This window comes from Phytobacter sp. V91 (assembly GCF_965644225.1).
Taxonomy (GTDB): domain Bacteria; phylum Pseudomonadota; class Gammaproteobacteria; order Enterobacterales; family Enterobacteriaceae; genus CBFFRJ01.
In genome coordinates this window covers 1-13,708 of sequence record NZ_CBFFRJ010000010.1, presented here as the reverse complement: position 1 = coordinate 13,708, position 13,708 = coordinate 1, and the positions used below count along the sequence as shown (strand labels likewise).

General features: G+C 54.8%; 11 protein-coding genes. 4 read left to right on the top strand and 7 right to left on the bottom strand.

All coding sequences use genetic code 11. The annotated features are described in order from the left end of the window. Positions 1-55 precede the first annotated feature (55 nt). Positions 56-3,337, bottom strand: coding sequence for a DUF5107 domain-containing protein (locus ACSZO4_RS03425; RefSeq protein WP_437887448.1), 3,282 nt, complete (start codon positions 3,335-3,337; stop codon positions 56-58). 117 nt (positions 3,338-3,454) lie between these two features. Between ACSZO4_RS03425 and ACSZO4_RS03420 the strand changes: the two genes are divergently transcribed. Next, positions 3,455-4,648 (top strand): ROK family protein, encoded by a 1,194-nt coding sequence (locus ACSZO4_RS03420; protein WP_437887447.1) that lies wholly within the window; start codon positions 3,455-3,457, stop codon positions 4,646-4,648. On the opposite strand, the gene rcnR is transcribed toward ACSZO4_RS03420, so the two are convergent. Beyond that, the gene (rcnR, locus tag ACSZO4_RS03415; RefSeq protein ID WP_437887446.1) at positions 4,645-4,917 is read right to left on the bottom strand and encodes a Ni(II)/Co(II)-binding transcriptional repressor RcnR; all 273 of its coding nucleotides are present in this window, start codon (positions 4,915-4,917) and stop codon (positions 4,645-4,647) included. The two genes, ACSZO4_RS03420 and rcnR, sit on opposite strands and share 4 nt — an antisense overlap. 139 nt (positions 4,918-5,056) lie before the next feature. On the opposite strand from rcnR, the gene ACSZO4_RS03410 reads away from it, so the two are divergent. Then, positions 5,057-5,911: a nickel/cobalt efflux protein RcnA gene (locus ACSZO4_RS03410; protein WP_437887444.1), complete on the top strand. Its 855-nt coding sequence runs from the start codon at positions 5,057-5,059 to the stop codon at positions 5,909-5,911. A 97-nt stretch (positions 5,912-6,008) separates the two neighbouring features. Beyond that, positions 6,009-6,344, top strand: a complete 336-nt coding sequence (locus tag ACSZO4_RS03405) for a hypothetical protein (RefSeq protein WP_437887443.1) — start codon at positions 6,009-6,011, stop codon at positions 6,342-6,344. Positions 6,345-6,387: 43 nt separating this feature from the next. Here ACSZO4_RS03405 and glyA read toward each other — a convergent pair whose 3' ends face one another. Further along, a complete protein-coding gene (glyA, locus tag ACSZO4_RS03400; RefSeq protein WP_437887442.1) occupies positions 6,388-7,641 on the bottom strand; it encodes a serine hydroxymethyltransferase in 1,254 nt (417 codons plus the stop codon). 316 nt (positions 7,642-7,957) lie between these two features. On the opposite strand from glyA, the gene hmpA reads away from it, so the two are divergent. After that, positions 7,958-9,148, top strand: a complete 1,191-nt coding sequence (gene hmpA / locus ACSZO4_RS03395) for an NO-inducible flavohemoprotein (RefSeq protein WP_437887440.1) — start codon at positions 7,958-7,960, stop codon at positions 9,146-9,148. 39 nt (positions 9,149-9,187) lie between these two features. On the opposite strand, the gene glnB is transcribed toward hmpA, so the two are convergent. The 4 genes from glnB to qseE all read right to left on the bottom strand — a co-directional run bounded on the left by glnB (position 9,188) and on the right by qseE (position 13,102). Next, positions 9,188-9,526, bottom strand: a complete 339-nt coding sequence (glnB, locus tag ACSZO4_RS03390) for a nitrogen regulatory protein P-II (RefSeq protein ID WP_002438074.1) — start codon at positions 9,524-9,526, stop codon at positions 9,188-9,190. 74 nt (positions 9,527-9,600) lie between these two features. Next, positions 9,601-10,938 (bottom strand): two-component system response regulator GlrR, encoded by a 1,338-nt coding sequence (glrR, locus tag ACSZO4_RS03385; protein ID WP_437887439.1) that lies wholly within the window; start codon positions 10,936-10,938, stop codon positions 9,601-9,603. Further along, the gene (gene qseG, locus ACSZO4_RS03380) at positions 10,935-11,669 is read right to left on the bottom strand and encodes a two-component system QseEF-associated lipoprotein QseG (protein WP_437887438.1); all 735 of its coding nucleotides are present in this window, start codon (positions 11,667-11,669) and stop codon (positions 10,935-10,937) included. Before qseG ends, glrR begins: the two co-directional genes overlap by 4 nt. Beyond that, entirely contained in the window at positions 11,666-13,102 is a 1,437-nt protein-coding gene (qseE, locus tag ACSZO4_RS03375) for a two component system sensor histidine kinase QseE/GlrK (protein WP_437887437.1), read from the bottom strand. Before qseE ends, qseG begins: the two co-directional genes overlap by 4 nt. Positions 13,103-13,708: the final 606 nt, after the last annotated feature.

The window sequence follows — 13,708 nt, the reverse complement described above, 5'->3', positions numbered from 1 at the left end:
AACGATTGAGCCAGGAGCGGCGGTCAGGCCGCTCGCAGATTTCAGTAAACAAGATTTAGTGAATGAGATGCAGCACGTAGCCCATCACCTGCTGAAACAGGGCCGCTTTTGGCCAGGCCGGGTTAAGGGCATTCAGCGCCGCGCAGGCCTGCTGCCATTCGCTTTGCTCACCTTTTCCGGCCGCCGCCAGCGCCTGTATATACAGGCATTTCTCCTGATGTTGTTGCCGCAAATTGCCGTACAGCGACAGGAGATCCGGTTGTGATACAGCGAAGAAATCCGCCTCGACTGGCGCATCCGCCATGTGGTCTGCCCAGCGTGCCATGTCCGTAAACAGCGCATCAGCCGCAGCATCGTCCCCGAGCATGCGTAGCGCAATGCCCTGCCAGAACAGGTAATCCACCGGTTGATCGTTGTAATAGCTGTGCACGTTGAGGCTGCGATCGCCCTGGGCCGCTTTTTGCCAGGCCACCCTGGCCTGAGCTTCATCCCCCTGTAGTCGCGCACAGACCCCCAGCCAGAACCAGATGTCGTTGTCGCTCTGACCAGGAAGACGTCCTTCACTGAGGTTTTCCGGGTAGCGTAATGCGTCAATAAGCCGCTCTTCAGCCTGGGCTGGCTGGTGGCTGTCGATGGCCTGCCACGCCTGCAGTAACCGGTTGAGAATAAACTGGCTGGTGACTTTGCCCTCCCCCCCTTCCCAGGGATGGAACTTACGCCTGGCGAGCACCTCAGTTGCACGCTGAGTTTTGTCGCAAAGATGCCAGAGATTGAGTAATTCGGCGGTCATATCATCACGCTTAAGCGCGCAGGCGAGGTTACCCTCCAGCCGCTCCAGCCGACTTTGCGCACTCGCTCCGGTCAGCTTCGCCAGCAGGTCGCGCTCAAACAGCAGTCGGGCATCGTCCGGTTGCAGTCGACAGGCGGTGTCAAGATAACGGGTGGCCTGAGCGGCATCCTGCTGTTTGTTCCAGGCATAAATAGCCAGCCCGCGCCAGGCGTCGGCAAAGCCGTCGTCCATTGCCACACATTGCTGCCAGAGGGCAACGGCTTGTGCATCGTTACGCTTGCTGTAATAAAAGCAGGCCAGCAGATGGCGGGTAAAAGCGCTTTCCGGGAGCGCGGTTAATGCGGCGATCTCATCCAGAGTATTGGGGAAGCGGACAAACTGCGGGAAAGCCGCAACAGCCCGGGCAATTAACGGCGCGCGCTGTGCCGGCGGCAACAGGCTCGCCTGTAATAACAGCGGCAAAGTACGCTCACAGGCCAGCAACTCCAGCACCTCCTGCGCCAGCGCCGTCATCCCCCAGCTCAGAAGCTGCCCTGCGGTGGTGAGTGCGTTGATATCGCGGCCGCCGCACAGGTTTCGCCATGCCTGAAGTGAGCTCTCACTACGGGTAAACTGCCACTGTAGCCACCACACCGTCGGGTTTAACGGGTAGTCGTGTTGCAGAACATGCTGTTGCGCGGTCGCCTCATCATCCCGACCACTTAACTGTAAAAGCAGCGAACGCAGGCAGAGCACATCCTGATTGGTGGGACTGGCGCGCAGGCTCTGACGGCAGAACTCAATAGCGTCGGCGAAGCGATGCGTCCTGGCTGCCAGCCGCGCCAGGCCATAAAACCCGGCGGCCTTGCTGTTGCCGCTCCAGGTGGCACGCCAGAAATCCTCTTCGGCATCCTGCCAGCGCTGCTGGCGCTCAAGGGCGCTGGCGCGGATAAGGCTCGCCATCCCGCACTGCGGATTTTTATTCAGCCGATGGGCGCGGGCCAGCGCCTGAGTGGCATATTCCACCGCGCGGGGATAGTCTGCGCGGTTGTACTCAAGGGTCGCCAGCGCCAGGTTGCAGCGATAATCGAGCGGATCAATCGCCACGCCACGGGCGTAATAGTCAAACGCCGAACGGCTGGCGTGGTTGTACTGCTCCAGATGCTGGCCGATAAACCAGGCCTCGTCGGCAGAGGTTATCTCACCCGCTGCCGCAGGCGCCGTGGCCACTTCCGGCAGTGGCATCTCACCGATCTGATGCTCTTCATAGCTCAGAACCGCCCGGCCCTGCTCGTCATGCAGAGTGATGGTCAACCGCGCCAAAGCCGCACCGTCAAGTTCTCCCTGCAACACCGTACAGGGCAGCATATCCACTGCTTTATCGAGCAGCGGGGCGTTGTTCCCGGCTTCATAAATCATTAATCGGTGTCCGACCAGGCTGGCGATGGCATACAGCCCCCAGGCCACGCCTTGTTCACTGCGCTGCAGTTTCAGCACCGCATCCCGCGAGGCGTTTTGCACCATACCCAGTGAATGATAAGGCAGAAAATACTGGACGAAGCGTTTCTCTTCAAAGGCATCAAGCCAGGTGAAATCGGGCTGATTATCGGCATAAATACCGGTCATCAGCTCGATATAAGGACCGTTCTCATCAGTGAGACTGCGATCCCAGGCCTGACCGAATTCGCTATGCCCCCAGCTCCACTGCTTTTTGCCCGGCGCAATATGGTGATCAGCCACGTGCAGCAGCCCGCCATCTTCATCGTGGGACCAGGCCCCCACAAAGTCATAGGCTGACTTTTCCGCCATATAGGAGGTCGGCACGGGCACATTCTTGTATCGCGAAATATCGACACCCGCGGAGTAATCGACTTTGTAGTAGGTACCCGTGGCAATGGGGAAAGCGGAGACGGCGCGTTTGCCGTGATCAAAGACAGCGGTAACATCCGGCGGGAAGACGCTCTGATGGCTATCGCCCCCTTTTACCGCCGGGTTTGCCCACCATAAGAAATGGCGTGGCGTGACATTTCCGTTATACACGCGACTGCCAATTTCCAGCGCGGCACGGTCAGGACGCAGAGTGAATCCGGTCATCACCTGTAAACCGTGCATCGGCTCCGTCTCTCCTACCCACACCGTCTTGCTGCCGTCATCCTGTTCTTCAATGGTGCAGTCCACTGGCATATAGGTGGTGGGACGATGGTGCTGCGGCCAGTTAAATTCAATCCCGCCGGAGATCCAGGGGCCGAGCAATCCCACCAGCGCGGGTTTAATCACCTCGTTGTGGTAAACAAAATCGCGCTGTTTGACCTTATCGAACGCCTTCTGCACGCGGCCGCCCAGCTCCGGGAGGATCATGATTTTCAGATAGTCGTTTTCCAGCCAAACGGCCTGCCACGCTTTCTCTGTTTTGCTGTCGCTCAGCGTATCAGTCACGCCGTAGGGGTAGACGGCGCCCGTTGACCCCTGATAAACGCGGTTGTCGAGAAACATCGGGTGAATGTCCTGCGGACCGGTTTCGTAAGTAGGGATAAAGACGGTTTCACGCCAGACTTTTACGGGTTCCATATAGCCCTCTTAATTAACAAGACACACTAAAATGTGGATTTGTGGGCAGTCTGACAGACAAAGGAAAGGGGTTTTCGCACAATAATCACGCAATACACTAAACAGGGTTTAGTAATCATGGGCGTCTGCATTAACAACCAGCAAATTCGTCGCATCAACAAATGCGTGGTGCTTGAACATATTTATCGTCAGAAGCGCGCCAGTAAATCAACGCTTGCCAGGCTGGCACATATTTCCATCCCGGCCATCAGTAATATCCTTCAGGAGCTGGAAGCGGATAAACGGGTACTGAATGTGATGGATGACAAGCCCACCCGCGGCCACAGCGGCGGTACCTGGCTTATTGCACCGGATGGCCCCTGGACGCTTTGCATGAACATCACCCCCACCAGCATTAAATGCCAGCTCGCCAACGCCTGCCTGAGCCCGAAAGGGGAATATGAACGCCACACGTTGAATGCCCCCAACCCACAGGCATTGCTGGCCGCCATTGAGCAGTGCTGGCACCGCTACCGCAAAGCCTGGCCGGGTCATACCATTAATCTGGCTCTGGGCGTCCACGGGCAGGTCAATCCTGTCACCGGCGTCTCGCAAAATATGCCGCAGGCCCCCTGGAGTGAACCGGTCGAGCTGAAATATCTGCTGGAAGAAAAGCTGGGCGTTCGGGTAATGGTGGACAACGATTGTGTGATGCTGGCGCTGGCGGAAAAGTGGCAGAACAGCGCTCAGGAGCGGGATTTTTGCGTGATCAACGTGGATTACGGAATTGGCTCTTCCTTTGTGATTAACGAAAAGATTTACCGTGGCACGCTGTACGGCAGCGGGCAAATTGGCCACACCATTATTGATCCCGATGGGATTGCCTGCGACTGCGGGCGCTATGGCTGCCTGGAAACCGTCGCCTCACTCAGCGCCCTGAAAAAGCAGGCGCGGATCTGGCTGAAGTCTCAGCCTGCCCCCAAACTGGATCCACAGACGCTCACCACCTCACAGCTTATCGCCGCCTGGCAGGCAGGAGATACCCGGATTAATGCCTGGGTAGAAAATGCCGCCTGCGCCATTGGCCTGAGTTTATATAACTTTTTAAATATCTTGAATATCAATCAGATATGGCTCTATGGCCGCAGTTGCGCGTTTGGCGATCGCTGGCTTAATACTATCGTCGGGCAGACCGGATTGAATCCGTTCGATCACGGCGGAAATCCGCGAATCAAAGCCACCCAGATCGGCTTTGGGCAATTAAGCCGGGCCCAACAAATTATGGGAATTGGCTATTTATACGTTGAGGCGCTGCTCGCTGAGATGCATTAACGGATGTAGGAATCGAGTACGCTGAGCACCACGTCGAGATCCGCTTCGCGCTTTACTTCATCATTTTCATGCACGATATGATCGGTCAAATTGCCCTTGATCACTTCACGCATCAGGCCATTTACTGCGCCGCGAATGGCGGCAATCTGCTGCAAAACCTGTGCACATTCATGGGGTTCATCCAGCATCTTCTTCAGCGCCACCACCTGCCCTTCTATCTTGCTGGCGCGCGCTTTGAGTTTTCGTTTATCCCGAATGGTATGCGACATGCTGACCTCATTTCACCTGTGCTGAGCGGATCGCAGAATAACATAGATCCAGAAGGAGATCTTAATTCTACTGGGGGGTAGTATTTTTTACTGGGGGGGAGTAGATTTAATGAGATAAAAATTAGCGAGAATGATTCTCATGACCGATTTTGCGACCCTCTTTCAGCAAGGAAATGCCTGGTTTTTTATTCCGAGCGCCATTCTTCTCGGTGCTCTCCACGGGCTGGAACCCGGCCACTCGAAGACGATGATGGCAGCCTTTATCATCGCCATTAAGGGCACGGTCAAACAGGCCGTGATGCTAGGTCTGGCGGCGACCTTCTCACATACCGCCATTGTCTGGCTCATCGCACTGGGCGGGATGTATATCAGCCGTCAGTTCACTGCCGAGTCCGTTGAACCCTGGCTGCAGGTTTTCTCTGCCGTCATCATTCTCGCTACCGCCGCGTGGATGTTCTGGCGCACCTGGCAGGGGGAACGCCAGTGGCAGGCAGGTCATCATCACGAACACCACTCGCACGTCGCGCCCAAAAGCGTACTGATGCAGCCGGTGAAGACCGTCGTCAGCCAGCAGCCGCAAATTCTCACCCTGCGTAAGCTCACTAAAGAAGAGGAATATCAGGATGCCCATGAGCGGGCGCACGCGCGGGATATTGAACGACGTTTTACCGGCGGCAAAGTCACCAACGGACAAATTCTGCTGTTTGGCCTGACGGGAGGCTTAATTCCCTGCCCGGCAGCCATTACCGTGCTGCTGATCTGCATTCAGCTTAAAGCGTTAACGCTGGGGGCGACCATGGTGGTGTGCTTCAGTATCGGTCTGGCACTGACGCTGGTCGCCGTCGGCGTGGGTGCTGCATTCAGCGTGCAGCAAGCCGCTAAACGCTGGTCGGGCTTTAACACACTTGCCCGACGTGCGCCGTATTTCTCCAGCGTATTGATTGCGCTGGTGGGAATTTATATGGGGATACACGGTTATATGGGGCTGAAATGAGCAAATGTTGCCCCTGAAAGCCACATACTGGTAGTAGAAGCGATGAACAACTCTGTCCTATAGTGAGTTTCAGAGAAAAAATCGGTTAGCGGCGGTTATGGCTTTTATGCTCACGCATTATCTACGAACACTGAAAATGGGCTTCGTGAAAGCCTTTGACTGCTATGGCAGGGACACAAAGCTGGAGTATCTGTACATCCTGTCATTTCAGTTGTGCTGGTTTTTGTTTTATCTGTGGGTGCCTTACACCAGCGACTACTCCTTAATCATCTTTTTGTTCTTTATCCTCCCTGTAGCCTCAAGCAATGCCCGCTGCATTCGCTACTGCGGCTACTCGCGCGCACTTTGCCTGCTTTGGTTTATTGCGCCTTATGTGCTGTTGTTCCTGCCCTTCTTACTGAAAAAAAGGCACGTTCCGCAGCAAACGCCATAAAAAAAGCCCGCAGTGCGGGCTTCATTTTATAACTTACTGAATATTATGCGTAAACCGGGAAGCGAGCGCAGATATCCAGAACTTTCTGTTTAACCTGCTCAATCACGGATTCGTCATTGATGCTGTCCAGCACGTCACACATCCAGCCAGCCAGTTCTTTGACTTCCGCTTCTTTAAAACCACGACGGGTAACAGCCGGGGTACCAACACGGATACCGGAAGTGACGAACGGGCTCTTCGGATCGTTCGGCACGCTGTTCTTGTTGACGGTGATGTTAGCGCGGCCCAGAGCAGCGTCAGCTTCTTTACCGGTCAGGTTTTTATCCACCAGATCCAGCAGGAACAGGTGGTTGTCAGTACCGCCGGAAACCACGTTGTAACCACGGCTCAGGAACACGGAGACCATCGCTTTAGCGTTGATAGCAACCTGCTGCTGATAGGTTTTGAACTCTGGCTCCATCGCTTCTTTCAGCGCAACCGCTTTACCGGCGATAACGTGCATCAACGGGCCGCCCTGCGCGCCAGGGAAGACGGCAGAGTTCAGTTTTTTGTACAGCTCTTCGCTACCGTCTTTTGCCAGGATCAGGCCGCCACGCGGACCTGCCAGGGTTTTATGGGTCGTGGTGGTCACAACATGAGCATGAGGAACCGGGTTCGGGTAGACGCCCGCAGCCACCAGACCTGCAACGTGTGCCATATCGACGAACAGGTAAGCACCGATGCTGTCAGCGATTTCACGCATTTTGGCCCAGTCAACCACGCCGGAATAAGCGGAGAAGCCACCGATGATCATTTTCGGCTGGTGTTCTTTCGCCTGTTTTTCCAGGTCTGCGTAGTCGATATGGCCGGATTCATCGATACCGTAAGGAACGATGTTGTACAGTTTGCCGGAGAAGTTAACCGGAGAACCGTGAGTCAGGTGACCACCGTGCGCCAGGTTCATACCCAGAACGGTATCGCCCGGCTGAAGCAGCGTGGTGTAGACCGCGAAGTTAGCCTGAGAACCGGAGTGCGGCTGCACGTTAGCGTAGTCTGCGCCAAACAGTTCTTTGGCACGGTCAATCGCCAGTTGCTCTACCACGTCAACGTATTCACAGCCGCCGTAGTAACGTTTGCCCGGATAGCCTTCGGCATATTTGTTAGTCAGCTGAGAACCCTGAGCCTGCATTACACGCGGGCTGGTGTAGTTTTCGGAGGCGATCAGTTCAATGTGTTCTTCCTGACGTACTTTCTCTTGCTCCATAGCCTGCCATAAATCGGCATCATAATCGGCAATGTTCATTTCACGCTTTAACATCCGCTTCTCCTGCTCAGCTAACAATAAAACAGCTCTAAATTGAGGCCCATTTTGGGGAACGGCTCACAGTATAACTGAATCAAATCTCGATAACAGGTCTTGACAAAGGTTTTTACGCAAACGATTGGCTGCCCGTCATACAAGGGTTTGAGAGACAATAGACTTTCCCCTTGCAACGGAATTCTTTTCACCTTTGTGATGCAAATTGTTCACGTTCAGAGGAGAGGGATATTTATCGCCTTTTCTTTACAACAAGCAGGCACACCTTATAAGATGCATTTAAAATACATGTTATAGATATTATAAGGAAGCAACCATGCTCGACGCCCAAACCATCGCCACCGTGAAAGCCACCATTCCCCTGCTGCTGGAAACCGGTCCGAAGCTGACCGCCCATTTTTACGATCGCATGTTCACCCACAACCCGGAGCTCAAAGATATTTTCAATATGAGCAACCAGCGTAACGGTGACCAGCGTGAAGCGCTGTTCAATGCCATCGCCGCCTGCGCCAGTAACCTGGATAATCTCGCCGCCCTGCTCCCCGCTGTGGAAAAAATTGCCCAGAAACACACCAGTTTCCAGATAAATTCGGAGCAGTACAGCATTGTAGGCCAGCACCTGCTGGCAACGCTTGATGAGATGTTCAGCCCAGGCCCGGCGGTACTGGAAGCCTGGGGGAAAGCTTACGGCGTGCTGGCAGGCGTATTCATTCGACGCGAAGCGCAGCTGTATCAGGCGAATGCAGGGAAGACAGGCGGCTGGGAAGGCACTCGTGCGTTTCGTCTGGTGGCAAAAAAAGCGCAAAGCGCACTTATCACCAGCTTTGAATTCGCGCCCGTGGACGGCGGGAAAGTTGCCGACTATCAGGCCGGGCAGTACCTCGGTATCTGGCTGAAACCCAACGCGTTCGACTATCAGGAAATTCGCCAGTACTCGTTAACCACGGCTGCCAACGGCCTCAGCTATCGTATCGCGGTAAAACGCGAGGACGGTGGCCTGGTATCAGGCTGGCTGCATCAGCATGCACGTGAAGGGGATATCGTGAGTCTGACCGCGCCTGCTGGCGATTTCTTCCTGAACGTTGAGGCAAACACCCCCGTTACGCTGATTTCTGCCGGTGTGGGCCAGACGCCAATGCTGGCGATGCTCGATACCCTGGCGCAGGTAAAACATCAGGCCCAGGTGAACTGGTTCCATGCGGCGGAGAACGGCGCTGCGCACGCTTTTGCTGACGAAGTGGCCGCACACGGCGAAGCGCTGGCGCGTTTTACATCACATGTCTGGTATCGTGAGCCGACAGCCGCAGATAAAGCCACAGCGGGGTTTAACAGCCAGGGATTAATGGATTTAAGCCAGCATGAGGGCGCATTCAGCAGTCCGGCAATGCAGTTTTACCTCTGCGGCCCGGTGGCATTTATGCAGTTTGCGGCGAAGCAATTAGTCGGGTTGGGGATTAAAGCAGAACACATTCACTACGAATGTTTTGGTCCACACAAAGTGCTGTAAAGCAGTGCGCCCCTCACCCACCGGGCGAGGGGCAATAAATCAGATTGCCGCGTCGTCTTCTTCGCCGGTACGAATACGCACCACGCGGGCAACATCAAAGACGAAAATCTTACCGTCACCGATTTTACCGGTCTGGGCGGTGCGGATAATGGTATCAACACAGGTGTCGACAATATCGTCGGTGACCACAATTTCAATTTTCACTTTCGGCAGAAAATCCACCATGTATTCCGCGCCACGATAGAGCTCGGTGTGGCCTTTCTGGCGACCAAAACCTTTCACTTCGGTTACCGTCATCCCGGTGATGCCAACTTCGGCCAGCGCTTCGCGCACATCATCCAGTTTGAAAGGTTTAATAATCGCATCAATCTTTTTCATGGTGGGTCCTTTTACACGCTTGCCAGTTTTCGTCTTCGTAATCGGTTGCTCACACTACCATATCCAGTACGCCATTACTCTTTAAAGTCGTTGGCATCCAGCTCGTGGCGTGAGAGTAATTTGTAAAATTCCGTGCGGTTGCGCCCCGCCATTCTTGCCGCATGGGTGACATTCCCTTTGGTGATTTGCAGCAGTTTGCGCAGATAGTTGAGCTCAAATTGATTGCGCGCCTCAACGAAGGTCGGCAAGGCGGTGTTCTCGCCTTCCAGCGCCTGCTCTACCAGCGCATCACTGATGACCGGTGACGAGGTGAGCGCCACACACTGTTCAATAACGTTCACCAGTTGGCGCACGTTGCCCGGCCAGCCTGCCGTCATCAGCCGCTTCAGGGCATCGGTTGAAAAAGCCCGTACGAACGGCTTATGTCTGTCGGCAGACTGACGCAAAAGATGGTTCGCCAGTAGCGGAATATCTTCGGCACGCTCGGCCAGGGCCGGGATCTTCAGATTCACCACATTGAGGCGATAGAAGAGATCTTCACGAAACTCTCCGCGCGCCATCGCTTTAGGCAAATCCCGGTGAGTGGCGGAGATGATCCGCACATTTATGTCGATATCGCGGTTACTGCCGAGCGGGCGCACTTTACGCTCCTGCAATACACGCAGCAATTTCACCTGCAATGGGTTTGGCATGTCGCCGATTTCATCGAGGAACAGCGTACCGCCTTCTGCGGCCTGAAACAGCCCTTCACGGCTGCTGACGGCCCCCGTAAAAGCGCCGCGCGCATGACCAAAGAGTTCTGATTCCAGCAGTTGCTCCGGTAGCGCGCCGCAGTTAATCGCAATAAAGGCATTCTTACTGCGCGGGCTGGCATTGTGGATAGCCTGGGCCAGGATCTCTTTCCCGGTACCGCTCTGGCCGTTAATCAGCACGCTGACATCGGACTGTGCGACCATCCGCGCCTGTTCCAGCAAGCGCAGCATGACCGGACTGCGGGTAATAATGGTTTCGCGCCATTGATCGTCGGACGCGAGCGCCGTGTGCTCCAGCGCATCATCAATGGCTTTGTAAAGCGCATCTTTGTCGACCGGCTTGGTCAGAAAACTGAATACCCCTTGCTGGGTGGCGGCGACCGCATCGGGAATCGAGCCATGGGCGGTCAGAATAATCACCGGCATGCCGGGTTGTACGCGCTGGATCTCAGCAAATAACTGCATGCCGTCCATCTCGTCCATCCGCAGATCGCTGATGACAAGGTCGACCTTCTCGCGCGCCAGGATCCGCAATCCTTCCTGGCCACTTTCAGCGGTGACAATACTGTAACCTTCACTGGTCAGGCGCAGCCCAAGCAGCTTCAACAGACCAGGATCGTCGTCGACCAACAGAAGATGGGCAGGTTTGCGCAGGGTCATGGCCTGGTATCCTCAGATTTCACATCGGTCCTTGCCGGGCGGGCGCTGTCCGGTAAATCATTACCACCGGGTTTGCGGGTGGACAGCCGCCGCTCAATGTCGGTCAGATTTTCCAGTTTGCGCGTCGTCGTTTCCAGCTGTTCGCGCAGAAACTGCTGTTGCTGGCGCAGGGAATCCAGTTCTGCGTCAGCAGATTGCTGAAGCTTCGCATAACGGCCACGCTCTTCGGACAACTGGATCTGCATACTTTCAGCATCACGCCAGAGCTGGAAAAGGGGGCGAACGGGCACCGGGATCTGCGAACTTAACACATCCAGGCGGGCTGCGCTTTCGCGCCGCTCTACAGGGGTGATTTTGGCTCCCGACAACAGGATGCCGCGTCTGAACGCATCCTGCCAGGTATCGTCCGTATGCAGGCGGGCTTGCGCGCGCGCCTCTGCCGGGGCCAGTCGACTGGCGCAATCCATGCTGCGCATCCAGAACAACGGATTGGTATCAAAAACTTTACCTGACAGCGACCAGATATCATCGCAGTCCGTCACCAGGAAGTCGGCTAGCTGATGATCCGGAACCTGCTCCTCCAGTTTTGCCTGAACGGCGCTTTCTGGCGTCTGAGACACACATCCTGCCAGCAGCAGGCAGGATAATGCGCGAAGCATTTTTTTAGGCAACAATACCGCGCCAGTCACGCGGGAAAAAACCTGCGACATACTCACCTGATTTCGCTTCATTTAATAGATATTTCCGGCGCATTGAGCGGTAGCTCAATACGAAAACAGACATCTGCGTGACTGACCGTCACCAGATGTAACTCACCCTTCATGCGACGAACGCAGTCTCTGGCGATACTTAAGCCCAGCCCACTGCCTTTCACCGCCCCTTTTCGTTGATGGCTACCCTGAAAGAAGGGTTCGAAAATCATGCCGCGTTCCGTTTCCGGGATAGGGTCTCCGGAGTTTGCTACCTCAATACGCAGCGCAGAGCTTGCAAGGTAACTGTGGATGTAAATGTTACCGGATTCAGCCCCATAGTGCACCGCGTTGGAATAAAGATTGTCCAGCACGCTCATCAATAACATCGGTTCGGCAATGCAGGTGGTGGCATCGAGCGTTACCCCGGTATGCATCATTTTAGCTCGCGCAGGCAAACTGTGAGCGGAGATAACCATCTCCAGCAGCGGTTCTATCTCGACCTGCTCCAGTTCCACCGCACTGTCCGCCAGCTTGCGGTTGTAATCCAGCAGTTGTTCAATCAGCTTTTGCAGGTTACGGCTACTGTCATCGAGGATCTGCACCACCTCTTTCTGTTCAGGCGTTAAAGGGCCAACAACCTGATCGGCTAAAAGCTCCGTGCCTTCGCGCATGCTTGCCAGCGGGGTTTTCAGCTCGTGAGAGATGTGACGCAAAAACTGATGACGCTGAGATTCAAGCCAGGAGAGACGCTCGCTGAGCCAGATAATGCGCTCCCCCACATAACGTAGCTCCCTGGGGCCTTTAAAGATAACGGTGTGTCCCAGTGAACGCCCTTCTCCCAGACGATTGATCATCCGCTCTATCCCTTTCACCGGGCCGATAATCATCCGGGTAAACAGCAGTACCATCGCCAGGCTGACCATAAACAGCACCAGAGCCTGCCAGCCGAAGAACTGACCGCGTTCGGCGATATCCCGCTGCAACTGCTGCCCACGGGAAAAGACCACCGCCCGGGTTGATTGCACCATCTCCGTATTGGCTGCCGCAAAAGCTTCGAGACTGGCGGAGGCCTCAGGCGCTGGACTGCTGTTTTTACACTGTAGCTGGGCAAGCTCACTCAGAATCTGGCGCAGCGTCTGGTAAAGTTTGTCATCGGGAAGTACGCCAGCATGGGCATCCAGCATCTCTTTATAGCGCTTAAGCTGGCTTTGATACACCCGCTGTAGGGTGTGGTCGTCAAGCACGCAATACTGGCGATAGCTGCGCTCCATCTCCAGGGCGGCATTGGTCATGGCTTCGCTACGTCGGGCGTCAATCAGGGTGGTGCGGTTGGTCAATGCCGCCTGGTCGCTAAGGGCGTTCAGGCTTTGCCATGCCTGCCAGGCAAGAACCAGCAAAGGTAGCAGAATCAACAGGAACGCCATCATGACGACCTGGCGCAGGGATCGGGGAAAAATGGGCCAGCGTTTCACCGCAATACTCTCGTTAAAACAGGTTAACAGGATGCTAGCTGAGTAACTGGTTACGGGGAAGTCAGAAACAACAAAGCCGGGTATAAACCCGGCTTTATTATGAAATTAGGCGGTGCCTAACTCGACGTTTCGCCCGGAGTCTGAAAAAGCGATGCTTTTATCAGTAGTTGGACGGCAGGCACCTTAAGTGCGTCATTCGAAGTTTATGTAGCGCTTCCCGAAGGGGCTGACATAAGAAGGTGAATGAGCCACTGCGTAGTATTATGCAACAGCCATGCCAAAACGCAAAATATTTTATTAATCCAAGGATATTCATGCAGTTAACCAGGATTTAGCCTTAGATAGCGGTTGAATGATTTCCAGGCTAACTGTCTCCAATTAGCAACACACCTGAGAGGTAATGCTCACACCATTACAAATCAATAAGTTAAGTGTCACCTTTTGGAGACAGTGCAATCTCTGCTTTGTCGCAATTTCCCGACACTGCGGTTTGCGGCCCATCACAAATAAAAAAGCTCTCCATCAGGAGTAATGCCGTTCACTTAAGCGGAGCGGCACTGCGTTTCACCGGATAACGGGTTTTTGATATCTTAACCGCCCTCGGCT

Excerpts from the sequence above, each read along its gene's own strand:
- ACSZO4_RS03425 (WP_437887448.1), bottom strand. The coding sequence starts at position 3,337 with ATGGAACCCGTAAAAGTCTGGCGTGAAACCGTCTTTATCCCTACTTAC.
- ACSZO4_RS03420 (WP_437887447.1), top strand. The coding sequence starts at position 3,455 with ATGGGCGTCTGCATTAACAACCAGCAAATTCGTCGCATCAACAAATGC.
- rcnR (WP_437887446.1), bottom strand. The coding sequence starts at position 4,917 with ATGTCGCATACCATTCGGGATAAACGAAAACTCAAAGCGCGCGCCAGC.
- ACSZO4_RS03410 (WP_437887444.1), top strand. The coding sequence starts at position 5,057 with ATGACCGATTTTGCGACCCTCTTTCAGCAAGGAAATGCCTGGTTTTTT.
- ACSZO4_RS03405 (WP_437887443.1), top strand. The coding sequence starts at position 6,009 with ATGGCTTTTATGCTCACGCATTATCTACGAACACTGAAAATGGGCTTC.
- glyA (WP_437887442.1), bottom strand. The coding sequence starts at position 7,641 with ATGTTAAAGCGTGAAATGAACATTGCCGATTATGATGCCGATTTATGG.
- hmpA (WP_437887440.1), top strand. The coding sequence starts at position 7,958 with ATGCTCGACGCCCAAACCATCGCCACCGTGAAAGCCACCATTCCCCTG.
- glnB (WP_002438074.1), bottom strand. The coding sequence starts at position 9,526 with ATGAAAAAGATTGATGCGATTATTAAACCTTTCAAACTGGATGATGTG.
- glrR (WP_437887439.1), bottom strand. The coding sequence starts at position 10,938 with ATGACCCTGCGCAAACCTGCCCATCTTCTGTTGGTCGACGACGATCCT.
- qseG (WP_437887438.1), bottom strand. The coding sequence starts at position 11,669 with ATGAAGCGAAATCAGGTGAGTATGTCGCAGGTTTTTTCCCGCGTGACT.